Origin of the sequence: Sulfitobacter profundi, assembly GCF_042661425.1 — a bacterium.
Lineage (GTDB): Bacteria > Pseudomonadota > Alphaproteobacteria > Rhodobacterales > Rhodobacteraceae > Sulfitobacter > Sulfitobacter profundi.
In genome coordinates this window covers 2370319-2396276 of the sequence record NZ_JBHSWA010000001.1, presented here as the reverse complement: position 1 = coordinate 2396276, position 25958 = coordinate 2370319, and the positions used below count along the sequence as shown (strand labels likewise).

The 25958-nt window shown below is 62.0% G+C and carries 25 protein-coding genes and 2 pseudogenes; 15 read left to right on the top strand and 12 right to left on the bottom strand.

The genetic code is table 11. The features are described 5' to 3' along the window. Positions 1-155 precede the first annotated feature (155 nt). A complete protein-coding gene (locus ACFQAU_RS12495; protein WP_386282604.1) occupies positions 156-863 on the top strand; it encodes a DUF1194 domain-containing protein in 708 nt (235 codons plus the stop codon). Here ACFQAU_RS12495 and ACFQAU_RS12490 read toward each other — a convergent pair. The 3 genes from ACFQAU_RS12490 to ACFQAU_RS12480 all read right to left on the bottom strand — a co-directional run bounded on the left by ACFQAU_RS12490 (position 814) and on the right by ACFQAU_RS12480 (position 2059). Then, entirely contained in the window at positions 814-1314 is a 501-nt protein-coding gene (locus tag ACFQAU_RS12490; protein WP_067942516.1) for a MarR family winged helix-turn-helix transcriptional regulator, read from the bottom strand. The genes ACFQAU_RS12495 and ACFQAU_RS12490 overlap by 50 nt on opposite strands. A gap of 84 nt (positions 1315-1398) precedes the next feature. Continuing rightward, positions 1399-1665 (bottom strand): succinate dehydrogenase assembly factor 2, encoded by a 267-nt coding sequence (locus ACFQAU_RS12485; protein WP_120351522.1) that lies wholly within the window; start codon positions 1663-1665, stop codon positions 1399-1401. Continuing rightward, positions 1658-2059 carry a helix-turn-helix domain-containing protein gene (locus tag ACFQAU_RS12480; protein WP_120351523.1) on the bottom strand — a complete coding sequence of 134 codons (402 nt, stop codon included), beginning with the start codon at positions 2057-2059 and terminating at the stop codon, positions 1658-1660. The genes ACFQAU_RS12485 and ACFQAU_RS12480 overlap by 8 nt, the downstream gene beginning before the upstream one ends. Before the next feature lie 85 nt (positions 2060-2144). Between ACFQAU_RS12480 and ACFQAU_RS12475 the strand changes: the two genes are divergently transcribed. Together ACFQAU_RS12475 and ACFQAU_RS12470 are read left to right on the top strand one after the other, a co-directional pair. Then, a complete protein-coding gene (locus ACFQAU_RS12475) occupies positions 2145-3347 on the top strand; it encodes a pyridoxal phosphate-dependent aminotransferase (protein ID WP_132445180.1) in 1203 nt (400 codons plus the stop codon). A 9-nt stretch (positions 3348-3356) separates the two neighbouring features. Next, positions 3357-3758, top strand: a complete 402-nt coding sequence (locus ACFQAU_RS12470) for a hypothetical protein (RefSeq protein WP_132445182.1) — start codon at positions 3357-3359, stop codon at positions 3756-3758. Positions 3759-3761: 3 nt separating this feature from the next. Here ACFQAU_RS12470 and ACFQAU_RS12465 read toward each other — a convergent pair whose 3' ends face one another. Continuing rightward, the gene (locus ACFQAU_RS12465) at positions 3762-5117 is read right to left on the bottom strand and encodes an MATE family efflux transporter (RefSeq protein WP_132445184.1); all 1356 of its coding nucleotides are present in this window, start codon (positions 5115-5117) and stop codon (positions 3762-3764) included. 148 nt (positions 5118-5265) lie between these two features. Here ACFQAU_RS12465 and ACFQAU_RS12460 point away from each other — a divergent pair, with 148 nt between their 5' ends. The 6 genes from ACFQAU_RS12460 to ACFQAU_RS12435 all read left to right on the top strand — a co-directional run bounded on the left by ACFQAU_RS12460 (position 5266) and on the right by ACFQAU_RS12435 (position 10665). Next, positions 5266-5961 carry an alpha/beta fold hydrolase gene (locus ACFQAU_RS12460; protein ID WP_386282594.1) on the top strand — a complete coding sequence of 232 codons (696 nt, stop codon included), beginning with the start codon at positions 5266-5268 and terminating at the stop codon, positions 5959-5961. 237 nt (positions 5962-6198) lie between these two features. Beyond that, entirely contained in the window at positions 6199-6447 is a 249-nt protein-coding gene (locus ACFQAU_RS12455) for a hypothetical protein (RefSeq protein ID WP_132445188.1), read from the top strand. Then, positions 6444-6821 (top strand): type II toxin-antitoxin system death-on-curing family toxin, encoded by a 378-nt coding sequence (locus ACFQAU_RS12450; protein WP_132445190.1) that lies wholly within the window; start codon positions 6444-6446, stop codon positions 6819-6821. The genes ACFQAU_RS12455 and ACFQAU_RS12450 overlap by 4 nt, the downstream gene beginning before the upstream one ends. 96 nt (positions 6822-6917) lie before the next feature. Then, the gene (parE, locus tag ACFQAU_RS12445) at positions 6918-8873 is read left to right on the top strand and encodes a DNA topoisomerase IV subunit B (protein ID WP_132445192.1); all 1956 of its coding nucleotides are present in this window, start codon (positions 6918-6920) and stop codon (positions 8871-8873) included. A 14-nt stretch (positions 8874-8887) separates the two neighbouring features. Beyond that, on the top strand, positions 8888-9841 hold the full coding sequence (locus ACFQAU_RS12440) for an MrcB family domain-containing protein (RefSeq protein WP_386282564.1): 954 nt from the start codon (positions 8888-8890) through the stop codon (positions 9839-9841). 146 nt (positions 9842-9987) lie between these two features. Next, positions 9988-10665: a hypothetical protein gene (locus ACFQAU_RS12435; RefSeq protein WP_132445196.1), complete on the top strand. Its 678-nt coding sequence runs from the start codon at positions 9988-9990 to the stop codon at positions 10663-10665. A gap of 12 nt (positions 10666-10677) precedes the next feature. Here ACFQAU_RS12435 and ACFQAU_RS12430 read toward each other — a convergent pair whose 3' ends face one another. The 4 genes from ACFQAU_RS12430 to proS are packed head-to-tail and all read right to left on the bottom strand — an operon-like array spanning position 10678 to position 14559. Further along, on the bottom strand, positions 10678-11361 hold the full coding sequence (locus tag ACFQAU_RS12430; protein ID WP_132445198.1) for an ABC transporter ATP-binding protein: 684 nt from the start codon (positions 11359-11361) through the stop codon (positions 10678-10680). Next, positions 11354-12649, bottom strand: coding sequence for a lipoprotein-releasing ABC transporter permease subunit (locus tag ACFQAU_RS12425; protein WP_240791616.1), 1296 nt, complete (start codon positions 12647-12649; stop codon positions 11354-11356). The genes ACFQAU_RS12430 and ACFQAU_RS12425 overlap by 8 nt, the downstream gene beginning before the upstream one ends. Before the next feature lie 54 nt (positions 12650-12703). After that, the gene (locus tag ACFQAU_RS12420) at positions 12704-13210 is read right to left on the bottom strand and encodes a DUF2937 family protein (RefSeq protein ID WP_132445200.1); all 507 of its coding nucleotides are present in this window, start codon (positions 13208-13210) and stop codon (positions 12704-12706) included. Between the two features lie 8 nt (positions 13211-13218). Continuing rightward, positions 13219-14559, bottom strand: coding sequence for a proline--tRNA ligase (proS, locus tag ACFQAU_RS12415; RefSeq protein WP_132445202.1), 1341 nt, complete (start codon positions 14557-14559; stop codon positions 13219-13221). Between the two features lie 243 nt (positions 14560-14802). Here proS and ACFQAU_RS12410 point away from each other — a divergent pair, with 243 nt between their 5' ends. The 5 genes and pseudogenes from ACFQAU_RS12410 (at position 14803) to ACFQAU_RS12390 (ending at position 20921) form a co-directional block, all read left to right on the top strand. After that, positions 14803-15885, top strand: a complete 1083-nt coding sequence (locus ACFQAU_RS12410; RefSeq protein WP_067625350.1) for an AI-2E family transporter — start codon at positions 14803-14805, stop codon at positions 15883-15885. Between the two features lies 1 nt (position 15886). Next, positions 15887-16565: pseudogene (locus ACFQAU_RS12405) on the top strand (HdaA/DnaA family protein). Positions 16566-16626: 61 nt separating this feature from the next. Beyond that, a complete protein-coding gene (locus ACFQAU_RS12400; RefSeq protein WP_067626891.1) occupies positions 16627-18801 on the top strand; it encodes an RNA degradosome polyphosphate kinase in 2175 nt (724 codons plus the stop codon). 84 nt (positions 18802-18885) lie between these two features. Continuing rightward, positions 18886-20469, top strand: coding sequence for a Ppx/GppA family phosphatase (locus tag ACFQAU_RS12395; protein ID WP_132445206.1), 1584 nt, complete (start codon positions 18886-18888; stop codon positions 20467-20469). Between the two features lie 59 nt (positions 20470-20528). Further along, positions 20529-20921 carry a hypothetical protein gene (locus ACFQAU_RS12390; RefSeq protein ID WP_386282553.1) on the top strand — a complete coding sequence of 131 codons (393 nt, stop codon included), beginning with the start codon at positions 20529-20531 and terminating at the stop codon, positions 20919-20921. Here the strand turns inward: ACFQAU_RS12390 and ACFQAU_RS12385 are convergent. The 4 genes and pseudogenes from ACFQAU_RS12385 to scpA all read right to left on the bottom strand — a co-directional run bounded on the left by ACFQAU_RS12385 (position 20918) and on the right by scpA (position 25313). Next, positions 20918-21919, bottom strand: coding sequence for an endonuclease/exonuclease/phosphatase family protein (locus tag ACFQAU_RS12385; RefSeq protein WP_132445208.1), 1002 nt, complete (start codon positions 21917-21919; stop codon positions 20918-20920). The genes ACFQAU_RS12390 and ACFQAU_RS12385 overlap by 4 nt on opposite strands. Further along, complete coding sequence (locus ACFQAU_RS12380) at positions 21919-22599, bottom strand: molecular chaperone DjiA (protein ID WP_120351538.1); 681 nt, start codon at positions 22597-22599, stop codon at positions 21919-21921. The genes ACFQAU_RS12385 and ACFQAU_RS12380 overlap by 1 nt, the downstream gene beginning before the upstream one ends. 52 nt (positions 22600-22651) lie before the next feature. After that, on the bottom strand, positions 22652-23173 hold the full coding sequence (locus tag ACFQAU_RS12375) for a GNAT family N-acetyltransferase (RefSeq protein WP_132445210.1): 522 nt from the start codon (positions 23171-23173) through the stop codon (positions 22652-22654). Beyond that, positions 23173-25313 (bottom strand): annotated as a pseudogene (scpA, locus tag ACFQAU_RS12370) (methylmalonyl-CoA mutase). The gene ACFQAU_RS12375 and the pseudogene scpA overlap by 1 nt, the downstream one beginning before the upstream one ends. Positions 25314-25478: 165 nt before the next feature. Here scpA and ACFQAU_RS12365 point away from each other — a divergent pair. Further along, the gene (locus ACFQAU_RS12365; protein ID WP_120351541.1) at positions 25479-25934 is read left to right on the top strand and encodes a DUF4174 domain-containing protein; all 456 of its coding nucleotides are present in this window, start codon (positions 25479-25481) and stop codon (positions 25932-25934) included. The last annotated feature ends 24 nt before the right edge of the window (positions 25935-25958 follow it).

The following is a 25958-nucleotide window of genomic DNA, read 5'->3' as shown; positions in this document are numbered from 1 at the left end:
GCGGCGTCCGGTGCGTGATGTGCCCTCTTCGGTCGCCCCCAAGGGGGTGCCGCCGCGGCTGAGCGGATCGCTGGGATGATCCGCGCGGCCCTCGCCCTTTTCTCACGATCAATGCCATCCAATCGGCCGAGGCCGCTTGTCGGCAGGCGCTTGCCTTGGGGCTGGATGTCTCTGGTTCGGTCGATGCGCGAGAGTATCGGTTACAGATCGGTGGTTTGGCCGACGCGCTGAACGATCCGCGTGTGCGGGACGCCCTGCTGGCGCTGCCGGAGCATGGCGTCGACCTGATGATCTATGAATGGAGCGGGTCCAGTGATCAGACGGTGATCTTGCCTTGGACCCCGTTGAGCGACGCGGCGGCGCTTGATGGGGCCATCGCACTTTTGCGCAGCACCGAGCGGCGTGAGGCTTCTCCCGGCACGGCATTGGGGGATGCGATGCAGTTTGGCGCGGGCCAGTTGGCGACGCGCGCCGCCTGCCAGAAACACACGCTGGATATCTCGGGCGACGGCATCTCGAACTTCGGGCCGCGGCCCCGGGATATACGCGACAGGTTGCAAGCCCAGCCCCTCGAGCCACAGGAGCTGACCATCAACGGTTTGGTGATCGGCGCGGAAGACCCGGCGCTTGGCGACAGTCGGCAGGCCGAGATCGGCGCGCTGGCGTCATACTACCGGGCCGAAGTCATGCTCGGCCCCGGCGCATTCGTTGAGACCGCTGAGGGGTTTGAGGACTACGCCCGCGCCATGACCCAGAAGCTCTTGCGGGAAGTGGAGGGGAGGGTCTACTCCCACCTCACCCCCCTGCCCGTGATCAGTAGATATAGCGAATCTGATCCGTCCAATACCGCTCCATCCGTTTGAGAGAGCGGGTGATATCTTCGATCCCTGCATCGCCCAGCACGCCCTTGTTTTCCATCCCATCGGCATGGCGCGAGAAAAGCTCGGCCACCACATCGCGGATATAACGCCCCTTTTCGGTCAGCCGAACGCGGACGGACCGGCGGTCAATCTCGCAGCGCTGGTGGTGCATATAGCCCATTTCGACCAGCTTCTTAAGGTTATAGCTGACGTTGCTGCCCTGATAGTAGCCGCGGCTTTTCAGCTCGCCCGCGGTCACCTCGTTATCGCCGATATTGAACAAAAGCAGCGCCTGCACGGCGTTGATCTCTAACACGCCGACACGTTCGAATTCGTCCTTGATCACGTCCAGCAGCAAGCGGTGCAACCGCTCGACCAAGGACAGGGACTCAAGATAGCCTGCCATAAAACCCTTTATGGCCATCGGCTGCGCAGCGGGGTCTTGAATGCTCATGCGAAATCTCCGGTTCACCTTGTTCGAACCGGAAACTCGCTGAAAAATCAGAATAATTCGTTAAACCCTTTCGGGTTTTTTGAATCAGCCGCGCGCCTCGGCCAATTGCCCGCGGATATCTGTGACCAATGCCGCATATTCGGCGGGGGCGTCGGCCTGTCCGCTGACCCAAAGATAAAGGTCGTGGTCATTCTCATTGAGCATCTGGTCATAGAGCGTGAGCCCCGCGTCATCCATCTGCGGCAGCCGCGCCTCGGCATAGGCCGATAGGATCAGGTCCATCTCTTTGATGCCCCGGCGCATGGAGCGCATTTGCAGGCGTTTCAACCGGTGTTCATGGACCTCAGGCATCTGCGGGCTCCGTCATAAGGCGCCGAATGCGCTTTTCCATTTTGCCGACAGTCTCGGCCTTTTTCAGCAGGTCGGTGCGCAGGGCGCGCATGTCGGCCAACACTTCTTCCAGATCGACGCGGCGCGCGGTTTCGCCCGCTTCGGGGGCATCGACCCCCTCGCCTTCGCCATTGATCAACCACATCATCGAGACATTCAAAAGCCCCGCCAGCATCGAAAGCCGGTTGGCGCGCGGCTCAGACAGATCGTCCTCCCAGCCGCGCAGGGTGGACAGACGCACGCCCAGCCGTTTGGCCAGCATCGCCTGTGTCATGCCGGTCTGTTCGCGGGCCGCCGCGACCCGGTCGCCAAAGGTGGCGGCCTCGGGGCCGTACCAGTCAATCTCGTCGGTCATGCTTTATCTCCTGCCAGACACCCTTGCCGGGTGCGGGGCCGCCCCCTATGAACGTGGGGATATTCATAAGCAACCCGAGGCTGAAATGGAACTGCTGTCCGCGACCCTTGATCGGGTCAAACCGTCGCCCACAATCGCCGTCACCACCAAGGCGGCAGAACTCAAGGCCGCGGGGCGCGATATTATCGCACTTGGCGCGGGCGAGCCGGACTTTGACACGCCGCAGAATATCAAGGACGCCGCCGTCGCCGCGATCAACGCAGGCAAGACGAAATACACCCCCGTGGATGGCATCCCCGAGTTGAAACAGGCGATCTGCGCCAAGTTCAAACGCGACAACGGGCTGGACTATACCCCCGCGCAGATCAGCGTCGGGACGGGCGGCAAACAGATCCTTTATAACGCGCTGATGGCAACGATGAACCCCGGCGAAGAAGTCGTGATCCCCGCGCCCTATTGGGTCAGCTATCCCGATATGGTGCTGCTCGCAGGCGGCACACCGGTGATCGCGCCCGCCACGCTTGAGAATAACTTCAAGCTGACGCCGGAAGCGCTGGAAGAGGCAATCACGCCCAAAACCAAATGGTTCATCTTCAACTCGCCCTCGAACCCTACCGGGGCGGGCTATAGCCGCGACGAGTTGAAGGCGCTGACCGATGTGCTGATGCGCCACTCGCATGTCTGGGTGATGACCGACGATATGTACGAGCACCTCGCCTATGACGGTTTCGCGTTCTGCACCCCGGCCGAGGTGGAACCCGCGCTTTACGACCGCACGCTGACGGTCAACGGCGTCTCGAAAGCCTACGCTATGACCGGCTGGCGCATCGGCTATGCCGCAGGCCCGGAAAAGCTGATCGGCGCAATGCGCAAAATCCAGTCGCAAAGCACGTCGAACCCCTGCTCGGTCAGCCAGTGGGCCGCGGTTGAGGCACTGAACGGCACGCAGGATTACATCGCTGAGAACAACGAGATGTTCGTGCGCCGCCGCAATCTGGTGGTCGAGATGCTCTCTGCCATTGAGGGCATCACCTGCCCGACGCCCGAGGGGGCGTTCTACGTCTACCCTTCCATCGCGGGGCTGATCGGTAAGACCTCGGCGGCGGGCACCAAGATCTCGGATGATGAGACCTTTGCCACCGCGCTGCTTGAGGAAACCGGCGTGGCGGTCGTCTTTGGCGCGGCCTTCGGTCTTTCGCCGAATTTCCGCGTCAGCTACGCTACGTCTGACGAGGCGTTGAAAGAGGCATGCACCCGCATCCAAACCTTCTGTGCCGGGCTGACGTAAAGGCGAACCATGGCAGGCGATCTTCCCGACTATTACTTCAGGGTCCGCGAGAATGGCGCGGCGGTGTTTCGGCTGGATGCCGCAAACCGCCAGCGCCGGATCGAGATGGAGCAGATCGCCGTCGTCAACATCCGCAACGGTGAGGTAAAGCCCCATGGGCAGCACCATCTGACCGAAGCCGATAAGTCCGAGATCGCCCGCTGGACAAAGGCGCGCCGCGAAACCCTTGCCGCACGGGAGATTGACGACATCCGCCGCGCGGTGGATCACCTGAACCTCACCACGCAATGGGCACAATCGCGCGCCACGGATGCCGAGTTGGATGCGGTGACGGATGACTTGTTGTTGGCAATGCATGATCTGCGCAGCACGCTCGTGCGCAAAAAAGCGGATCGGATGGATCGGAGCTGAGGGTTACCCGGCCAGTGACTTGACCGTGACGCCCCAGAACCGCGCGTTGAGCAGCAGCCCCGCAACGCCCAGCCCGGCCACCAGACCGGCCCAAATGCCCATCGCTCCGAACCCCAGCGTGAAGCCAAGGAAATAGGAGCAGGGCATGCCGACCACCCAATAGCTGATCGCGGCCATCACCATCGGGATCTTGGTATCCTGCACCCCGCGCAGCAGGCCAAGCGCCACCACCTGCGCCCCGTCGACCAGTTGAAACAGCGCGGCCATGACCAGAAGGCCGGTGCCAATGGCAAGGATTTCGACCCGCGCAGGCTCGTCCTCTTGCATGAAAACCGAGATCAGCGGCTCGGGCCAGCCCACAAAACCGACCATGGTGATCAGGGCAAAGACCAGCGACAGGACCGTGACAATCACCGCGCCGCGCTTCATATGCGGCACGTCGCGGCGGCCATAGGCATTGCCCGCACGGATCGTGGCGACGTTGCTCAGCCCCAGATGCACCATGAAGGTCAGAGAGGCGAGCTGGATCGCAATCCCATGCGCCGCCAGCGGGATCGTTCCGAGCCAGCCCATCATCAACGAAGAGGCCGCAAACAGGCCAACTTCGCTCAGCGTGGTCAGGCCAATCGGTAGCCCCAACGTAAAGACCCGCACCAGCATCTGGGTATCGACCCGCCAGAGCCGCACGAACAGACTGTGTTGCGGCAGGGCGATCAGCACATAGATCACCACCCCGATAAGCGAGACGCATTGCGTCGTGACCGAGGCCACCGCCGCGCCCATCACGCCAAGCTCCGGCGCGCCCCAGTTACCAAAGATCAGCGCGTAGTTCGCCATCGCATTGATCACGGCAGCCAGCAGGGTGATCCATAGCACGACCTGAGTCCGCTCCAAGGCAGCAAGGTAGGATTTCAGCACCATCACCAGCAACGCAGGCACGATGCCCCAGCCTGCGACTTTGAGGTAATCGCCCGCCGTATCGGCAAGGTTGGGCCCCTGTCCCAGCAGGTCCAGCACCGCAGGCGACCATATCATCGCGGGCAGCGCGATCATCGCAAAACCCACCGACAGCCACAGCCCCATGCGCGTGGCGCGGCGCAGGCCAATCTCGTCACCCTCGGCGTCATAGGCGGCCACCAGCGGCATCACCGCCATGGCAAAGCCCGAGCCAAAGATGAACAGCACGAAGAAATAGGTACTGCCCAGAACAACCGCTGCCAGCGCCTCGACCGAATACCAGCCCAGCATGACCGTATCGGTCACTCCGATGGCCATCTGTGCCAGATGTCCGCCGATCAGCGGCAGGCCAAGCGTCAGGATCGCCCGGACGTGATTGCGGTTGGTCATTACTTTGGTCATGGGCCAGCCTTACGCCGGGCCGCTGCAAAGGGAAAGTCCGGTTTTTACGCTCTGTCATAGGGTTGCGGGGCTTTGTTGCCCTGATTTTGCCATGAATTCCTTGCGTCTGCGGCCCTGAGCGGCAAAGCTGATGGCAGGAGGGCTCGTGATGGAACCAACACGGACCGAAACCCGCCGCGTGAACGGTCAGGAGATTTTCTTACGCCATTGGGGCGATGAAAGCCTTTCGCCGCTGCTCATGCTCCATGGCTTTCCCGAATATGGCGGCGCATGGCGCGATCTGGCCCCGCTGCTTTGCCAGCACTTTCACTGCATCGCCCCCGACCAGCGCGGCTATGGCCAAAGCAGCGCGCCCGAAGGGATTGAGCCCTATGCCATGGCCCATCTCATGGCCGATATGGCCGCGTTGATCGGGGACAGGCCGGTGACGGTTTTGGCGCATGATTGGGGCGCTTCGGTGGGCTACGCATTGGCGATGTTCCGACCCGAGTTGGTGGCCCGGCTGATCATTCTCAACGGCGTGCATCCCGTGCCTTTTCAGCGTGCCATGGCCGCAGGCGGTGCGCAGTCGAGCGCCTCGCAATATATCAACGCGCTGCGCGCCGAAGGCAGCGCGGTGAGGCTGGCCAAAGATGACTTCGCCGGGCTGCTAAAGCTCTTTTCGGCGCATATGGACCTGAGTTGGCTGACGGCAGAGCGGCTTGAGGATTACCGCGCGGAATGGGGGCGTCCGGGGCGGCTGAGGGCGATGATCAACTGGTATCGCGCCTCCCCCTGCAGGTTGCGGCGCCCGGCAAGCCCCTGCGCGACCTGCCAGAATTCCCGGTTGAACGTTTGCGCGTGAACTGCCCGCATCTGCTGATCTGGGGGCCGAGGATACCGCCCTTTTGCCCGAAGCCACCGCGGGGCTGGAAACCTTCGCGCCAGACCTTACCCGTATTGAGATAGAAGGCGCGGACCACTGGTTGCACCACCAAAAGCCATCAGTTGTGGCAAAGGCGATCCTTGATTGGTGCAGGACGCGGCCCTTGTAAAATGCGCAACAAAATGTATATTGAGATGTGTATTCAGGAGCCACGCCATGACCCGCATCCATACCAACCACATCGCCACCATGACCGAAATGCGCGAACCGCATAAGGTGTTGGAACGCTCTGGCGGCAGACCCGTGGCGGTGATGAAGAACTCACGCTGTGTGGGGTATTTCGTACCCGCCGAGGCGACCCTGCAGGAGGAGCCGCGCGTGGCCACGCTGGATGAGGTGATGGAGAGCATTGCCCGCAGAAAGCACATCAACCAGCCGGTTCTGGACTATCTCAAAGATAAATGACCTATGTGCTGCTTTCACCTGACCTCGTCGTCAGGATCCACGATTCTGCGTTAAACCCCGGCGAGCTAGCCGGCATGACCTTGGACAAATCACTCGAAGGAGCGCTGGCACGGGTCGACAACCGACTGGTCTACGGCATGTTCGAAGATGTCTTTGACCTCGCTGCGGCTTATTGCGTGGCGGTTGCCACGGGGCATGTCTTCAACGACGCGAACAAGCGAACCGCGCATCTCGTTCTCGATATCTGTCTTGATCTCAATGGGGTGCAACTTGACCACGACACCGTCGAGGCAGGCGACCTGATCCGCGAAGTGGCCCAAGGCCGCATCGACGAAGAGACCCTTGCTGATTGGCTGCGCGCCAAAGCCAGCTGACCCGGTTAAATCCACCCAACAAGACAAACCCGCGATTGCCCCCGGCGCGCGGGGCTGTCAAAATGGCCCCCACCCACAAACAAAGAGCAGGCCCGCATGACCGATCTTCTTTCCGGCCAGGAACCCACCGAATACGATGCCTCCTCCATCGAAGTGCTGGAGGGGCTGGAGCCTGTCCGCAAGCGCCCCGGCATGTATATCGGCGGCACAGATGAACGCGCTCTGCACCACCTTGTGGCCGAAGTGCTCGACAACTCGATGGACGAAGCGGTGGCGGGCCATGCCAACCGGATCGAGGTGGAGCTGAACGCCGATTATTCGGTCACCATTCGCGACAACGGCCGCGGCATCCCGATCGACCCGCACCCGAAGTTTCCCGACAAATCCGCGCTTGAAGTAATCCTCTGCACGCTGCACGCGGGCGGCAAGTTCTCGGGCAAAGCCTATCAGACCTCGGGCGGTCTGCACGGGGTTGGTGCATCCGTAGTCAACGCGCTGTCGGATTCGATGGTGGTGCAGGTCGCGCGGAACCGCGAACTGTTCGAACAACGCTTCTCCCGCGGGATCCCGCAAGGCCCGGTGGAGAAGATCGGCGCGGCGCCCAACCGGCGCGGCACCACGGTGACTTTCCACGCGGATGAGCAGATTTTCGGCGCCCACCGTTTCAAACCCGCCCGCCTGCTCAAGATGGTCCGGTCCAAAGCCTATCTGTTCTCCGGCGTCGAAATCCGCTGGAAATCTGAGATTGAAGACGGCGACACGCCGATGGAGGCGACTTTTCACTTCCCCGGCGGTCTGGCTGATTACCTGCGCGAAACACTTGGCAAATCAACCACCTATGCCGAAAACCCCTTTGCCGGAACGGTCGAGTTCCAAGAACGCTTTGGCGTGCCGGGCAAGGTCGAATGGGCGATCAACTGGACGCCCGCGCGTGACGGCTTCATCCAGTCCTACTGTAACACCGTGCCCACGCCCGAGGGCGGCACTCACGAAGGCGGCTTCTGGGCTGCGATCCTCAAAGGCATCCGCGCTTATGGCGAATTGGCGAACAACCGCAAGGCCAAGGACATCACCCGCGACGACCTGATCACCGGAGGCTGCGCGCTGGTATCTTGCTTTATCCGCGAGCCGGAATTCGTGGGCCAGACCAAGGACCGTCTGGCCACAACCGAAGCCGCGCGTCTGGTTGAGAACGCCGTGCGCGACCACTTTGATAACTGGCTGGCGGCGGACACGAAATCCGCCGGTGCCATCCTCGATTTCCTCGTCCTGCGCGCCGAGGAACGGATGCGCCGCAAGCAAGAGAAGGAAACCGCCCGTAAATCCGCCACCAAGAAGTTGCGCCTGCCCGGCAAGCTCACCGATTGCACCAGCAAGACCCGCGAAGGCACCGAGTTGTTCATCGTCGAGGGCGACTCGGCGGGTGGCTCTGGCAAGGGCGCGCGCAACCGCAATACGCAGGCGCTGCTGCCGCTCAAGGGTAAGATCCTGAACGTGCTGGGCGCGGCCTCAAGCAAGCTCACAACCAACGCCGAGATCAACGACCTTTGCGAGGCGCTTGGCGTTGGCATGGGCACGAAATTCAACCTCGACGATCTGCGCTATGACAAGATCATCATCATGACCGACGCCGACGTCGATGGCGCGCATATCGCGTCATTGTTGATGACGTTTTTCTTCACCCAGATGCGCCCGCTGATTGATTCAGGGCATTTGTACCTGGCCTGCCCGCCGCTGTTCCGTCTGACCCAAGGGGCCAAGCGGGTCTATTGCTTGGATGAAGCTGAGAAAAACATGTGGCTGGAGAAGGGCTTGGGCGGCAAAGGCAAGATTGATGTGAGCCGGTTTAAAGGTCTGGGCGAGATGGACGCGAAGGACCTGAAAGAGACCACCATGGACCCCGCCACCCGCAAGCTGATCCGCGTAACCGTGGATGAGGACGTGCCGGGCGAGACCGGGGATTTGGTGGAGCGGCTGATGGGGAAGAAGCCGGAGATGCGGTTTGAGTATATTCAGCAGAATGCGCAGTTTGTGGAGGAGTTGGATGTTTGAGTAGGCTCTATGAGATGCTCGCTTCGACTGCCGAGGGATACGCATACGAGCGCGCAAAGCCATTTGCAGGAAGTGAATTTGGAAATTTTGTCCGGCACGACTTGGCCTTAGAAGCTAAGAAACGGCTTATTTTTCTACCCTACGACTTAACCGTAAAGGCGAGCGTCGGCGCTGGAAAATGGGCCGGGGTACCCTGGCTAGGATTTTTTGATCCGCTCATTACGAAAAGCGCTACCAATGGGTTTTACGTCGTTTATCTCATAAATGCGCAAACGCGTGATATTTATCTCTCGCTGAATCAGGGTACGACAGCCGTCTATCAAGAGTTTGGTGAAACACGCGGTCGCAAAGTTCTCGAACGACGTGCCTTAGATATCCGCGAACGAGTTTCTGATTTCGCGAATAATTTTGACATTTCACCAATCGATTTGGGCTCCGATGAATCATTACCTAGCGGCTACGCTGCCGGGCATTCATTTGGCCGGCGCTATAGTCCCGAAGTTATCGACGAGGACATGTTCGATAGCGATTTCGAGCAGATGCTTGCTGCCTATGAAGCGCTAATCGATCGCGGAGGAACTACACCTACAGATGTACTTCGTGACGACGCGGACAGCACTTCCATCGAAGAAGTGAGAAAGTATAGCCTATCAAAAAGAATCGAGAGAGCGGCGGGAGTGCGAAAGGCCGTGCTTCAGAGGCGCAATGCGGTTTGCGAAGGTTGTGGTTTCGACCCCGAAGTCCACATGAAATATTCCGGTCCGCCCGAAAAAACGCCCCTCGACGTGCACCATACGTCTCCCGTCAATTGGTTGGCGGAGGGCGAAAGTAGGCGCTACAAAATTCCGGACGATTTCTATGTGCTCTGCCCAACTTGCCATAGAATGATACACAAACAGAGTGATCCATCGGATTTGGACTATCTCCGGGACAGCATACAGTTCGTCCATAAATTTAAGCCGAAATAGTGGCGCCCTCCCCGGGGAGGGCGCACATGCGTGCCCCCACGGCTTGCGCCGCCCTCCGGGCTGAGGTCGGGCGCGGCCCTACCGTTTCGCACCCAGCCCAAATCTTTCCCCTTGATCCGCCGCCCCCACCGGTCCTAACTCCCCCCATGATCCGCGCCCTCCTCCTTCTCCTACTCCTCACCGCCTGCGGTCGTCCGCTGACGGAGAACGAGCGCGCCTATCTCTCCACCATCCACGGCAGTTCCGTCGACTACGACCGCGTGCGCTTGCACGACGGGGCCCCGACCCGCGCCGTTACCTTCACCCGCAAGCCGCGCCCGCGCACCACCTGCCGCGAGCGCATCCTGCCGCCGCAGGAAGGTGACACCGTGACCTCCAAACCCGCCGCCGTGGCCCTGTGGAACAACCTGCTTTTCGACAAGGATTGGTACCTCGACGACTACCTGCCCGATCACCCTGACCGCATCGGCCTGATCGCCGCGATGCTGCTCGCGCATGAGATCACCCATGTCTGGCAATGGCAGAACCGTAAGCTCACCGGTTACTCACCACTGCGCGCGGCCTCAGAGCAGTTCACCAGCCCCGATCCCTATCTTTTCGAGGTCGACACGCAGCCGCGCTTCCTCGATTTCGGCTACGAGCAGCAGGGTTCTATCGTTGAGGAATTTGTCTGCTGTCGTGCGCTGGACCCGCAAGCGCCGCGCACAAAGCGGTTGCACGACATGTTGTCCGAAGCCATGCCCGTCGCCCCCCTGCCCCAAAGTCGCGCCCATGATGTGCGTCTGCCTTGGGACGGGGTCGAGCTGGACAATATCTGCGGCTAGATCAGGCCCGGCTCAGACCGGCACCAATTGCCCAGCCTCAAGACGGATCTGACGGTCCATCCGCGCAGCCAGTTCGAGGTTATGCGTGGCAATCACCGCCGAAAGCCCGGTGCCGCGCACCAGCGCCATCAGTGCTGCAAACACCTGATCCGAGGTCGAGGGGTCGAGGTTACCCGTCGGCTCATCCGCCAGCAACAGACGCGGCTCGTTGGCCAGCGCCCGACAGAAGGCCACCCGCTGCTGCTCACCGCCAGACATAGCGGCGGGGCGGTGATCCGCGCGCTCGGCAATGCCCACCTGTGCCAGTAGATCACGCGCCCGCGCCTCGGCCGGCTTGCGGGCCACGCCATTGGCAAGCTGCGGCAGCACGATGTTTTCCAGCGCGGTGAATTCGGGCAGTAGGTGGTGGAATTGATAGATAAATCCCACATCCGCCCGGCGCACCCCGGTGCGCTTGCGGTCGCTCTGCCCCGTGAGGTCATCGCCCGCGATCTCAACCGTGCCGCTGTCAGCCGCGTCCAGCAGCCCCGCGATGTGCAGCAGCGTCGACTTGCCCGCACCCGAAGGGGCGACCAGTGCCACGACTTCACCGGGGGCGACCGTCAGGTCTATGCCGCGTAGCACCTGCACCTCGTTGGGCTTGCCGGGGTTGTAGGCCTTTGAAATGCCGCTCAGGCGCAGGACGGGATCATTCATAGCGCAGGGCCTCCACAGGGTTCATCCGCGCCGCACGGCGGGCGGGGAAAATCGTCACGACAAAGCTAAGGCCAAGCGACAGCCCCACGGCGGAGAGCACATCGCCCAGTTGCAGTTTCGCGGGCAGGAAATAGATGCCGCGGATCGACGCATCCCAAGCATTGCCGCCGCTGAGGTAGTTCACGAAGGCGAAAATCTGGTCGACGTAGATCGCAAAGAGCACGCCCAGCACCACGCCCGCGGCGGTGCCGATGATCCCCGTGAACGCGCCGCAGATAAAGAACACCCGCAGCACCGAGCCCTCAGACAGCCCCATGGTGCGCAGAATGCCAATGTCGCGGCCCTTGTTCTTGACCAGCATGATCAGCCCCGAGACGATGTTCATCGCGGCGATCAACACCAACACCGAGAGGATCACGAACATCACCCGGTCCTCGATATCCAGCGCCGAAAGGAACGAGCCGGACGCATCGCGCCATGTCCAGACCTGCGCCCGATCCCCCGCCGCCTGCATCAATGCCCGCGCCATGGCGTCAACGCTCTCGGGGTCTTCGACCATAACCTCCAACTCATCCGCGACGCCCTCGCGGTTGAAAAAGCTCTGCGCCTCGGCGATCGGCAGATAGACACGTGTCTTATCAATATCATAGCGACCGGCTGAGAAGATATAGACCACTTCATAACCGTTCACCCGCGGGCTGGTGCCAAAGGCGGTTTTCACCCCATTGGGCGAGATTAGCTTGATCGTATCGCCCACCTGCACGCCCAAAGACTGCGCCACGCCGCTGCCGATGGCGATGCCCTCTTCAAACCGACCGATGTCACCGAAAGAGCGCTCGGAAGGCTGGATGCCGGGGATGGTCATCAGATCATCAGACGCGATGCCAAAGACCTCAACGCCTGCGTTGGACTGCCGCCGGTTCGCCATGACCTGCTGGCGCACCATGGGGGCCACGCGGGTCACGCCGGGCACTTTTGCAACCTCGGCGGCCATCTCAGTATAGTTGGCGATGGTGCGGTCGATCTGGCCAGTCTCTTGAACCTCGCCCATCGTGTAGACCGTGACATGGGCGTTGGCGCCAAGGATCGTGTCGACAAATTCGGCGCGAAACCCTGAGCGAACCGACAGTGTGGCGATCAGCGCAAAGACCGCAAGCGTGATGCCGATCAGGCTGATCCACGTCATCACGCTCACCCCGCCCTCGGCGCGGCGGGCGCGCAAATAGCGCCAAGCGATCATCCATTCAAAGGCCGCGAATGGGGCGGTTCGGGTGGGCTTACTGGCCATCGGGGAGGGCTCCGGTCTGAGGTGCGCGCAACGTGAGGCTTTGCCTCAGAAGGGTCAAGAACGCAATGCCCGGCGGCGACGGTAGCGCCCGGGCCATGTGGGCAGCCAGAGAAGCAGTCGCGCGAAGGCTGTCCCGACGATGAAGCCTATGGCGGCAAAGATCAATTCGGCACGGCTGCGCGGCGCGGTGGGCGAAAACATCTGCGCGGTTGCGCGCAACGCTCCTGCATCAGGCGCGCGCAGCAGGTAATAGCTGCGCAGGAACGGACCCGCCGTTTGCAATCGCGGCAATTGCGCCTCAAGCGCCGCGTGACGTTCGATGTTTTCGATCAGTTCAATACGACGACGTTCCAGCAGAGCCGACCCACGCAGCCGCGTCAGTGCGGCCTCTCGGTCAGTCCCGGCGGCGAGGGCGGCAGCGTCGAAATGCGCCACAACGCCGGAGAGCGTCCGTTCTGCGGCTTCTAGCTCAAACACATAGGCCCGGGAAAACCCCGGGCCTTGCGCCGCAATTCCTGCCCCTATGATCCCACCGGCCAATGTCAGCGCCCGCAGGATCATCGGCGACCTCAGGCAATACCGGCGTAGATTTTCGCCAGCTTTTCGACCGCCTGCTCTGGCGGCAGCTCTTCGCTTTCACCCGTACGGCGGCTGGTCAACTCAACCACACCATTCTTCAGCCCGCGTGGCCCAACGGTGATGCGCCACGGCAGACCGATCAGATCCATCGTCGCAAATTTCATACCCGCCCCGCCCTTGCGGTCGTCGTAAAGCGGATCGAGACCCAGCGCTTTGAGGCTCTTATAAAGCGCGTCGCAGGCTGCATCGGCTTCTTCGTCGCCTTGCTTGAGGTTCACAATCCCCGCGTGGAAGGGCGTCACGCCCTCAGGCCAGATGATGCCTTTGTCGTCGTGGCTGGCCTCAATGATCGCGCCCAACAGGCGGCTGACGCCGATGCCGTGGCTGCCCATATGCACCGGCACTTGCTTGCCGTCCGGGCCTTGGACCTTGGCGTTCATCGCGTCTGAGTATTTCGTGCCGAAGTAGAAAATCTGCCCCACTTCAATGCCGCGCGCGGTGCTCTGGCGGTCTTCGGGCACTTTGGCGAAAAGCTCGGGGTCGTGGGTCTCATCGGTGCGGGCGTAGCGCGAGGTGAACTCATCCAGCACAGCGCGGCAGGCGTCGTTATCGCTGGGGTCAATCTCGCGGTTTCCGAAAGTCAGATCGGTGATCTCGCTGTCATAGAAGACCTCCGACTCGCCCGTTTCGGCCAGCACGAGGAATTCATGCGTGTCATCGCCGCCGATGGGGCCAGAGTCGGCGCGCATCGGGATCGCTTGCAAGCCCATCCGCTCATAGGTGCGCAGATAGCTGACCAGATGGCGGTTGTAAGCGTGCAGCGCGTCCTCTTTGGTGAGGTCGAAGTTATAGCCATCTTTCATCAGGAACTCGCGGCCCCGCATCACGCCGAAACGCGGGCGGATCTCGTCGCGGAACTTCCATTGAATGTGATAGAGCGTCAGCGGCAGGTCTTTGTAAGAGCCGACATGGCTGCGGAAGATGTCGGTGATCATCTCCTCATTGGTGGGACCATAGAGCATGTCGCGGTCTTGGCGGTCGCGGATGCGCAGCATCTCGGGGCCGTAGGCGTCATAGCGGCCCGATTCCTTCCACAGATCCGCCGATTGCAGCGTCGGCATCAGCATCGGGATATGGCCCACGCGCTGCTGCTCTTGGTGCACGATCTCTTCGACCTTGCGCAGCACCTTGTAGCCCAACGGCAGCCAAGAATAGATCCCCGCGCTGGATTGCTTGATCATCCCCGCCCGCAGCATCAACCGGTGGCTGACGATCTGCGCCTCGGCAGGGTTTTCCTTCAGCACGGGCAGAAAATATTGGGACAGACGCATGGTGTTTCCTCATTGAGCGAATTGCCCCCTGACTAGTGCATGTCAGGAGGCGAGACAATCACATCGCACGGCAGCGCGAGAGCTTGGCCGCCCGCGGCGCACCGCGCCCATCTCTCAAGCGGCCTGTGCACAACGGACAGCGTGCTGCTGCGATGGTCGCCCGATCTCCCCAAGTTAAGCAGCCAAGACTTGAAACGAAACGCCACATGGGCGATGTGAGAACATTCCCTGCCGGAGAGCATCATGGCCCTGCCAATCCGAGACCAACTGAAATACTGGGGCATCGCTGCGGCGGTGTTCATGGTAGCGTTGTGGTTCATGGGCGACGTGCTGCTGCCCTTCCTGCTGGGCGGGGCGATTGCCTATTTCCTTGATCCGGTGGCCGACCGGCTGGAGCGTCTGGGGCTGAGCCGTGTGATGGCCACCGCGCTGATCACCGTGGCGGCTCTTTTGATCTTCGTGCTGATGGCGCTTTTGGTCATCCCGACGCTAGTGAACCAAACCGTCAACCTGATCGAGACCGCGCCCAAGGTCACTCGCAATTTCACCGATTTCATCACCGACCGTTTCCCCTCGCTGTTGGACGACGATTCGACGCTGCGCACCTCGCTGACCACCTTGGGCACGACGATCCAAGAACGCGGTGGTGAGCTGTTCCAAACCGCACTGGCCTCCTTTGCCTCGCTGATCAACATCCTGCTCTTGTTCGTCATCGTGCCCGTGGTCGCCGTCTACCTGCTGCTCGACTGGGACCGCATGGTTGCCGCCATTGACCGGCTGCTGCCGCGCGACCATGCGCCGACGATCCGGCAATTGGCGCGGGAGATCGACGCGACGCTCGCCTCTTTCGTGCGTGGCATGGGCACGGTCTGCCTGATCCTTGGCACCTATTACGCCGTGGCGCTGATGCTGGTGGGGCTACAGTTCGGCCTCGTCGTCGGTTTCGTGGCCGGTTTGGTCACTTTCATCCCTTACCTTGGCGCATTGATCGGTGGGGCGCTGGCGATCGGGCTGGCGCTGTTCCAATTCTGGGGCGATTGGGTGTCGATCGGGCTGGTGGCGGGCATCTTTGTGCTGGGCCAGATCGTCGAGGGCAATCTGCTGACACCAAAACTCGTCGGCAACTCAGTCGGGCTGCACCCTGTCTGGCTGCTGCTGGCGCTGTCGGTCTTCGGCACGCTTTTCGGCTTCGTCGGCCTGCTGGTCGCGGTGCCCGTGGCCGCCGCCATCGGCGTCATCGCGCGCTTCGCCACGGCGCGGTACCGTGAAAGCGTGCTCTACATGGGCCGCGAACCTGAAACGACGGTCGACGAGGACATTCGCTGACATGGCCCATCAACTCGGGTTGAACCTGCCCAGCCGGACGGCTCTGGGCCGCGATGCTTTTTTGTCGCCCCTCCAACGCCATGGCGATGGCGATGATCGACGGCTGGCGCGGTTGGGCGGGCGGCAAGCTGGCGCTGACCGGGCCGCAAGGGTCGGGCAAGACGCATCTGACGCATGTTTGGGCGGACCTGTCGGGCGCCCGCATCATCAGTGCCGCCGACCTGCTGGAGGCCGACATTCCCGCCCTCGCCCGCGGCCCCCTCGCCGTCGAAGATGTCCATCTGATCGCCGGGGACGCGGCGGCGCAAACGGCGCTCTTTCACTTGCACAACCTCGTGCTGGCCGAGGGGCAGGCGCTTTTGCTCACCGGCACGGGGCCGGTGGCCCATTGGGGGCTGACGCTGCCCGATCTGGTCAGCCGGATGCGCGGCGCCACGATGGTCGAAATGGAAGCACCCGATGACGCGCTGCTCTCGGCCCTGCTGGTCAAGCTGCTGGCCGACCGGCAGTTGACGCCGAAACCGGAACTGATCAACTACCTGATGACCCGGATGGATCGTTCCTTTGCCGCTGCCATCGCGCTGGTCGACCGGCTGGATGCCGCCAGCCTTGCGCAGAAGCGCCCGTTGACCCGCGCACTGGCCGCGCAGGTGCTGGACATCGCCCCGCCCCGCGCGTGATACTGGAATAATTAACGCAAGCCTTCGCAAACCCGTTACATTCCAATGTCATGAGGCCCGCATGACCCAAGCTGATTTCCTGCAAGCGCCCTTTCCGCCCGCCACCGATCTGCCCGAGCTTGATACCGCCGGGCCGGGCCGTTTCTTTAACCGTGAGCTAAGCTGGCTCGACTTCAACTGGCGGGTGCTGGAAGAGGCAGAGAACCCGCGCGTGCCGCTGCTGGAACGGCTGCGCTTTCTGTCGATTTCAGCCACCAATCTGGATGAGTTCTATACCGTGCGGGTCGCGGGGCTGCGCGAACTGGCCCAAGCGGGCAATACCACCGCCGCCGCCGATGGGCTGAGCCCCGGTGAGCAATTGGTGCTGATCAACGAAGACGCCCGCAACCTGATGATGTCCCAACAGCGTGTGCTGGTTGACCTCATGACCGAGATGGACGCGCAGAACATCATGCTGGAACGCGCCGCCGACCTGACCGAGGCGGACCACAAACATCTCGAAGGGGTCTTTCTTAACCAAGTCTTCGCCGTGCTGTCGCCGCTGGCGATTGATCCGGCACATCCCTTCCCCTTCATCCCCAACACCGGCTATGCGCTGGCGCTGCAACTGGAACGCAGCCGCGACAAACGCCCCCTGCAAGCGCTGCTGCCGATCCCCGGCCAGATCGACCGCTTCGTACCCCTGCCCGCGCCCGACGGCTGCCTGCGCTACCTGCCGCTCGAAGACCTGCTGATCATCAACATCCCCAACCTCTTTCCGGGCTACAAACTCAAGGCGCATTTCGAATTCCGCGTGCTGCGCGATAGCGATCTTGAGGTCGAAGACGAGGCCGAAGACCTCGTGCGCGAGTTCGAAGTCGCCCTGAAACGCCGCCGCCGCGGTGAAGTCGTGCGGCTGACCCATTCCGCGGGCGCCCCGGAAAAGCTGAAATCCGTCGTCATGCGCGAACTTTGCGTGCGGCCCCAAGACGTGATCGAAATCGAAGGCATGCTCGGCATCGCCGATCTGTCGAAACTGGTGACCGACGCCCGGCCCGACCTTCTGTGGCCGCAGTTCACCCCGCGCGTGCCCGAGCGCGTCAGCGACCACGATGGCGATATGTTCGCCGCGATCCGGCAAAAGGACATGCTGCTGCACCACCCCTATGAGACCTTTGATATGGTGGTGCGCTTCCTTGCCCAAGCGGCGCGGGATCCCGACGTGGTGGCGATCAAACAGACGCTCTACCGCACCTCGCGCGACAGCCCGATTGTCAGCGCGCTCTGCGAGGCTGCCGAGGATGGTAAATCCGTCACCGCCTTGGTTGAACTGAAAGCCCGCTTTGATGAGGCCGCCAATATCCGCCAGTCACGCCGCTTGGAACGCGCGGGCGCGCATGTGGTCTATGGCTTTCTCGACCTCAAGACCCACGCCAAGATCTCGACCGTGGTACGCCGCGAAGGCGATCAACTGGTGACCTATACCCACTACGGCACCGGCAACTACCACCCGATCACCGCGCGGATCTATACGGATCTGTCGCTTTTCACCTGCGACTCGAGCCTTGGGCGCGATGCCACGAAAGTCTTCAACTTCCTCTCAGGCTATGCCCCGCCAGAGCAGTTGGAAAACCTCGCCATTTCCCCCACCACGCTCAAGCCGCGCCTGCTTGAGATGATCGCCACCGAGGCTGACCATGCCCGCGCCGGACGCCCCGCCGTAATCTGGGCCAAGATGAACGCCCTGATCGACGCCGAGGTGATCGACGCGCTTTATGATGCCAGCCAAGCGGGGGTGGAGATCAGCCTTGTCATTCGCGGCATCTGCGGGCTGCGCCCCGGCGTTAAGGGGCTGTCGGACAACATTCGCGTCAAATCCATCATTGGCCGTTTTCTGGAACACAGCCGCATTGTCTGTGTCGGCAACGGCCACGGGCTGCCGCATAAAAAAGCGCGGGTTTTCATGTCTTCCGCTGACTGGATGGGCCGCAACCTCAACCGCCGGGTCGAGACTTTGGTTGAGATCGAGAACCCGACCGTCAAGGCACAGATCACCAGCCAGATCATGGCCGCCAATCTGGCTGACGTGGCGCAAAGCTGGGTCATGGGGCCGGATGGCAAATTCACCCGGCCCGCCGTGCCGGAGGGGACGTTCGCGTTTAACTGCCACCGCTTCTTTATGGAAAACCCCTCGCTCTCGGGGCGCGGCAGCGCGGGGGCGTCGGATGTGCCCAAGCTGACCCATACCGAGGATTGACCTATGGAGAGGTCCGTTAGCAATTGACCTCACCGCGCCCCTGCGCCAATTATCCCTTCAAACGGATGGCCCGCAGGAGCATTGATGGCAGACCAGACCGACCCTTCCCGAGCCGCCCCCGTCCCTGAGACCGGCGTGGCGGAACTGGGCCTTTTCGCGAAACCGTTGTTTCAGGAACCGGGTGCGCGCGCGCTGGCGCGGGTGGGCGTGGTGGATGTGGGCTCGAACTCTGTCCGCCTTGTGGTGTTCGACGGCGCGGCCCGCTCTCCGGCCTATTTCTATAACGAAAAGATTATGTGTGCCCTTGGTGCTGGCATGTCTGAGACGGGCCACTTGTCGCCCGAAGGCCGCGCCCGTGCCCTCTCGGCGCTGCGGCGGTTCAGCAAGCTTGCCGATGGCATGGGCCTGTCGGAACTCACGGTCGTTGCCACCGCAGCGGTGCGCGATGCCAGCGATGGGCGCGAGTTCTGCGCCGATGTGCTGCGCGAAACCGGCCTGCGCATCTGGGTGATCGACGGCGAGGAAGAGGCCCGGCTTTCGGCCCAAGGGGTGCTGCTGGGCTGGCCTGGCGCATACGGCCTTGTCTGCGACATCGGCGGCTCGTCGATGGAACTGGCAGAAATCTCCGGTGGGCGTGTCGGGCGGCGGGTGACCTCGCAACTCGGGCCGCTGAAATTGCGCGATCTCAAGGGCGGTGCCAAGGGGCGGCACGCCCATATCAAAGAGGTCATCACCGGCCTTCAGGAAAAGATGGGCAACCAGCGCGACCGGCTGTTCCTTGTGGGCGGCTCATGGCGCGCTATCGCGCGGATCGACATGTACCGCCGGGGCTATCCGCTGCATGTTCTGCATGAATACCGCATGACCGTGACCTCGGTCCGGGAGACGGTGAAGTTCATCCAAACCTCTGATTTGGAAGAGTTGCGCAGCGCCTGCGGCGTGTCGTCGAGCCGGATGTCATTGGTGCCCTACGCCGCCGAGGTGCTAAGCCGTCTGGTCAAAACCTTCCGCCCCAAAGACATCGCCATTTCCAGCTACGGCATCCGCGAAGGCATGCTCTATGAGCAGATGCCGCAACGCCTGCGCGACCGTGATCCGCTGATCGAGGCCTGCTATTTCGCCGAAGCCAAAGACGCGCGGATGCCCGGCTTTGGTAAGGTGCTCTATAACTTCATCCTGCCGCTCTACCGCTCTGCCCCGCATGCGCGCAGGCGGTTGGTCAAAGCGGCCTGCCTCCTGCATGATGTCAGCTGGCGCGCGCATCCCGACTACCGGGCCGAGACCTGTTTTGACAACGCCACCCGCGCCAACCTTGGCGGGCTCAAACACGCGGAGCGGATTTATCTGGGGCTGGCGCTGCTGCACCGTTATTCCAACAAACGCGAAAACACCCGGTTCGAAGACCTTTATGAGATGGTCGACGAAAAGACCCGTCTGGAGGCCGAGATCCTTGGCAAGGCCATGCGCTTTGGTGCGATGCTCTGGATGGACAAGGGCGAACAGCGCGGCGAATTGCGCTGGTTCCCCAAGAAAAAGCAGTTGGAACTGTGGCTCACCCCCGACATGGTGCCGCTCTTCGGTGAGGTCGCAGAGGCCCGACTGAACTCGCTCGCCAAATCGCTTGACGCCGAAGTCCATGTGCGCACCGGCAAGCGCCCTCCGAAATAGCCCGGGTTACAGGTCGATCTGGGGGCAGGCTCTGTCGGCGTGTCTGGTGGCACCATCGGATGATCCGGCTTGCGGCGAATGATGATATCGCCGTTGGGCTGCATCTCGGGCGCTTGGTATGCGCTCCAGTCCTCGACCTCATCCAGCAGTTCCGTCAGCTTCGGCCCCATCTCGCGCGCAAAATCGCGCAGGGCGGGGCGCATGGCTTCGCTAAAGCCTTCGAAACCCTCCATGACCGGGCCCATTTCATCCATGATCCCGTCCATGAACATCTGCGCGCCGCGCTCCATCAAGCCGAGGCCGCGTTCTTCGGTGTCCTCTTGTGCGTGGGCCGCAAGCGGCAGCATCGTGCAAAGGGCGATAAGGGGCATGAAACGTGTCATGCAATTGATGTAGGCGGCGCGTTCGGGATTTCTAGTCTTCTGCCGATGCACGGGCACAAGCCCGCCTAAAGGTCGACATCCAGCGTGACCGGAAAGTGATCCGACGCCGCAAGAAGCGCATCGCGCAGGGCCACATTTTGCCAGCAAGCGGGGTCATCCATCGGGTGCCAAATCCGCCAGCGGGCATCGCGGGCACAGATTTGCGGGCTGACCATGATGTAATCCAACAGCGCCTGAAGGTAACGTTCCTCTGGTGCGATCCAAAACCGCGCGCTGGTAGGCGCGGCCCCTAACCGTCGGCTAAGCGCCTGTTTGGCATGCGGGTCAAAGAGCGCTGCCGCCCCCTCCCCCAGCACAATCTCGACCGAAGACCGCCCAAACAGGCTCTCGAACTCATCCAGCCCCGGCCCGTCGTTCAAATCACCCATCACCATCACGGGCCGATCTGCCGCCAAATGCGCATCAATCCGCCGCCTGAGCCAGATCGCCTGAGCCAATTGCTTGCGCCTATTGGCGATGGCGATGCGCAGCACATCGGCCTCCGACTTGGCCCCATGGGGCGCTTTGGATTTGAGATGCGCGCCGATCACCTGAAAGGCAAAGCCGGTCTTCGTGGTCACCTCCAACTCAAGCGGCGGTTTGGAGAAGACCACGGCATCCTCAGTCGCGTCTACGTCAAGATCAATCCGCAACGTCTGGTCAAAGCGCGGAGCACCTGCTGCCGACTGCGGCGTGTGGCGGGCGGTGAGCTTATCGGGGTCATAAAGCAGTGCAATCTCTTGCTCTGTATCGTTGGAAAACCCCATGACGGCCTCCCGCGCGCGGAGGGAAAACCGCGCGGCGAAATGCTTTAACGCTGCCACGGTGGACTGCCGCCGCCCGTGGTTCGGCGCCTCAATCACCATCACCGCATCGGCATCCAGCGCGCCGAAAACCAGCCCCAAAGCAGCCGTCTGCTGCGCACGGGTCACCTGATAGCGCGAAGACCATTCACCGTCGTCGTAGAGCTGATTGTCATCGTCAAAAAGGCTCGCGAACCACTCAACATTGTAGGTCGCGATGCGCATCAAGCGTGTTTGCCCGAGATCGTTTCCCACGCGCGGTTGATGTCGATCATGCGTTTCTCGGCCATCTTGATGGCCTCCTGTGGCAAGCCGCGCGCCACCAAGGCATCAGGATGGTTTTCGCGTACCAGCCGCCGCCACGCCTTGCGGGCTTCTTCGAGCGTGGCATGGGGGCCGATGCCCAGAACCGTGCGCGGCAGGGGCGAGCTGTCGGGCACGAACCGCGCTTTGAGCGAGGCAAAAGCCTCCTCTCCCATGCCAAAGATCGCAGCCACATCTTCGAGAAAGGCGTTTTCGTTCGGGTGATAGACGCCATCGGCCATGGCTATGTGAAACAACCCCTCCATCAGATCATGCAGCATCTCGGGCTGGTCGTTGAACATGCTGGCGATGCGTTTGGCGTATTCCTCAAACCCGGTGACATCCTGCCGCGCAAGGTTAAAGACCCGCGCCGCTCCGTCCTGATCCCCTTCGGCAATTTGGAAGACCTCGCGAAAGGCCGTCACCTCGTCGCGGGTCACCAGCCCATCGGCCTTGGCCATCTTCGCGCCCAAGGCGATGACTGCGATGGTAAAGGCGACCGAGCGTTCAGGCGGGCTGCGCAGACGGTCAAAGACAGCCGACAGCCCCTCGCCCGCGGTGAGGGCTGACAAAGCTTCGGAGATGCGCGTCCAGATCGACATGGGCTGACCCTTTGGTATTCGGCCCCCAGCTTAACCGCTGGCACCGGGGAAGTCAGGATGCTGACAGGGTTTTTTGCATCAAGATCAGATCAAGCCATTGCCCGTGTTTGCGCCCGACTTCGGGCATCCGGCCCACCTGCGCAAAGCCCAGTTTTTCATGGAAAGTCACAGCACCCGGATTGGCGCTGCTGATCGCGGCAACCATGACGTGATGGCCCTGCGCCGCTGCCGCCTCGACCGCCCGCGTCATCAGGCCGCGGCCCAGTCCCTGCCCCTGTGCCGCGTCCGCCAGCACGATGCTATGTTCGACCGTCGCGCCGTAGCCCGGACCGCCGCGAAAGCTGCCGTAGGTGACAAAACCCATGACTTGCCCTGAGTCTTCGGCCACCCAAAACGCGTCGGCGCGGGTGGCGATCAGTGCGGTGATATCCTCTGGCGTCTTTTCGTCGGTGGTAAAGGTCGAGAGGCTGTCGCGGATCATGCCGTTCCATAGGCCCGCCACGGCAGCGGCATCGCGCCGCTCTGCGAGGCGGATCGCGCGGCCCGTTTGGACCGCGCCCGTTTCAGCCTGCATCACTTCCGGGTCTCGCGGATCAGCTTGAGGATATCCTGCGCAGCCGTCGGGATATTCGTCCCCGGGCCAAAGATCGCCTTGACGCCCGCGTCCTCCAAAACTTGTAATCCTGCTGCGGAATGACCCCGCCACAGATCACCAGAATATCCTCGGCCCCCGCATCTTTAAGCGCCTGAATAAGCTGCGGTGCCAATGTCTTGTGCCCCGCCGCTTGGCTAGAGATGCCGACAACATGAACGTCGTTGTCCACCGCATCCTGCGCCGCTTCGGCAGGGGTCTGGAAAAGCGGGCCGACATCCACGTCAAAGCCGATATCGGCGAAGGCGGTGGCGATCACCTTGGCCCCGCGATCGTGCCCGTCTTGGCCCATTTTGACCACCAGCATGCGCGGGCGGCGGCCCTCGGCCTCGGCGAACTCATCGACCGATTTTTGAATATCGGCAAAGCCCGCGTCGCCCTCATAGGCCGCGCCATAGACGCCTGAGAGGGTTTTGACCTCGGCCCGATGCCGCCCGAATTCTTTCTCCATCGCCATGCTGATCTCTCCCACTGTGGCGCGCGCGCGGGCGGCTTCGACCGCCGCGTCGAGCAGGTTGCCGCCCTCGGCGGACCGCCGTGTCAGTTCCGCCAAGGCGGCGGTGCAGGCGTCCTCGTCCCGCTCGGCCCGGATACGCTCCAGCCGCGCCACCTGACCAGCGCGGACCTTGACGTTGTCGACATCCAAGATGTCGATCGGCTCTTCCTTGTCGCGGCGGTATTTGTTCACGCCGACGATCACCTCGGTGCCGCGGTCGATGCCCGCCTGACGCTGCGCCGCGGCTTCCTCGATCCTGAGCTTCGGCATGCCAGAGGCCACGGCCTTGGTCATGCCGCCCATCTCCTCGACTTCTTCGATCAGCTTCCACGCGGCCTCGGCCAGATCGGCGGTCAGTTTCTCGACGTAGTAGCTGCCTGCCAGCGGGTCGACGACATTGGTGATGCCAGTCTCTTCCTGCAAGATCAGCTGGGTGTTGCGGGCGATACGGGCGGAGTGTTCCGTGGGCAGGCCAATGGCCTCGTCCAGTGAGTTGGTGTGCAGCGACTGGGTGCCGCCCAGCACCGCCGAAAGCGCCTCGTAAGCCGTGCGCACGACGTTGTTGTAGGGGTCCTGCTCGGCCAGGCTCACGCCGGAGGTTTGGCAATGAGTTCGCAACATCGACGACTTGGGGTTTTTCGGCTCGAATTCCTCCATCACCCGCGACCAAAGTAGACGCGCGGCGCGCAGTTTGGCGGCCTCCATGAAGAAGTTCATGCCGATGGCGAAGAAGAAGCTCAGGCGCGGTGCAAAACGGTCCACATCCATGCCCGCCGCAATCGCCGTGCGCACATATTCGCGCCCGTCCGCGATGGTGAAGGCCAGTTCCTGCACGAGGTTCGCGCCCGCCTCTTGCATGTGGTAGCCCGAGATCGAGATCGAGTTGAACTTCGGCATATGATCCGAGGTATATTCGATGATGTCCCCGATGATCCGCATCGACGGTTCCGGCGGATAGACATAGGTGTTGCGCACCATGAATTCCTTGAGGATGTCATTCTGGATCGTCCCCGAGAGCTTGGCACGGTCATGGCCCTGCTCTTCGCCCGCGACGATGAAATTGGCGAGGATCGGGATCACTGCGCCGTTCATCGTCATGGAGACCGAGACCTGATCCAGCGGAATGCCGTCGAAGAGGATTTTCATATCCTCAACCGAATCGATGGCCACACCGGCCTTGCCGACATCGCCCTCAACGCGCGGGTGATCGCTGTCATAGCCCCGGTGCGTTGCCAGATCAAAGGCCACCGAAACACCCTGCTGCCCGGCGGCCAGCGCGCGGCGGTAAAAGGCGTTGGATTCCTCAGCCGTCGAAAAACCCGCATATTGCCGGATCGTCCAAGGACGGCCCGCATACATCGTTGCCTTTACGCCGCGCGTAAATGGCGCTTCGCCGGGAATGCTGCCGAGATGCTCCAGCCCGTTCACGTCGTCGGCGGTATAGAGCGGTTGTACGTCGATCCCCTCCAACGTCTTCCACGTCAGATCATCAAGGCTGCGTCCGCGCAATTCGCCCGTGGCCAGTTCCTGCCAGCGTGTCTTGGCGTCCTTTTGGTCGGATGTCATATGCTTGTCCTTCTCCCTTAACGCCGGGCGGCAGGCATAAGCCTGCGCATCACCGGCGGCTGAATTGTCACGGGGCGCGCCCTCACGGGGATAAATGCCCCCTGCGGCGCTTTGCCCTTCGCAAAATGGTACAGGCCCCCTATATCTGAAGGGACAGGAGCCTTGATGAAACGTTTGATCTCACTAGTTTTTGCAGGATTGATCGCCAGCACAGCGATTGCCCAAGGGGCCGATACCCCGATGGAGGATCCGCTGTTCCTGCCCGCCGATATGGCCGATCTCAGCGCCTTCCAATGGAAAAAGCGGCCCGTTCTGGTCTTTGCCAATTCCGAGAACGATCCGGCATATGTCGCGCAGATGGAATACCTCCGCGACCGCGAGGAAGAGTTGCGGTTGCGTGATGTCATCGTGCTGACCGATACCGACCCTGCCGCGCGCAGTGCTCTGAGGCTGCGGATGCGCCCGCGGGGCTTCATGCTGGTGCTGGTCGACAAGGAAGGCCAAATCGAGCTGCGCAAACCCTTTCCATGGGACGTGCGCGAGATCACCCGCAGCATCGACAAGATGCCGCTGCGCCAGCGTGAAATCAGAGAGGCAAAGGAGCGCGACGTCATCCGTTGATGCCCCGCGCCCTGCCCGCCCTGA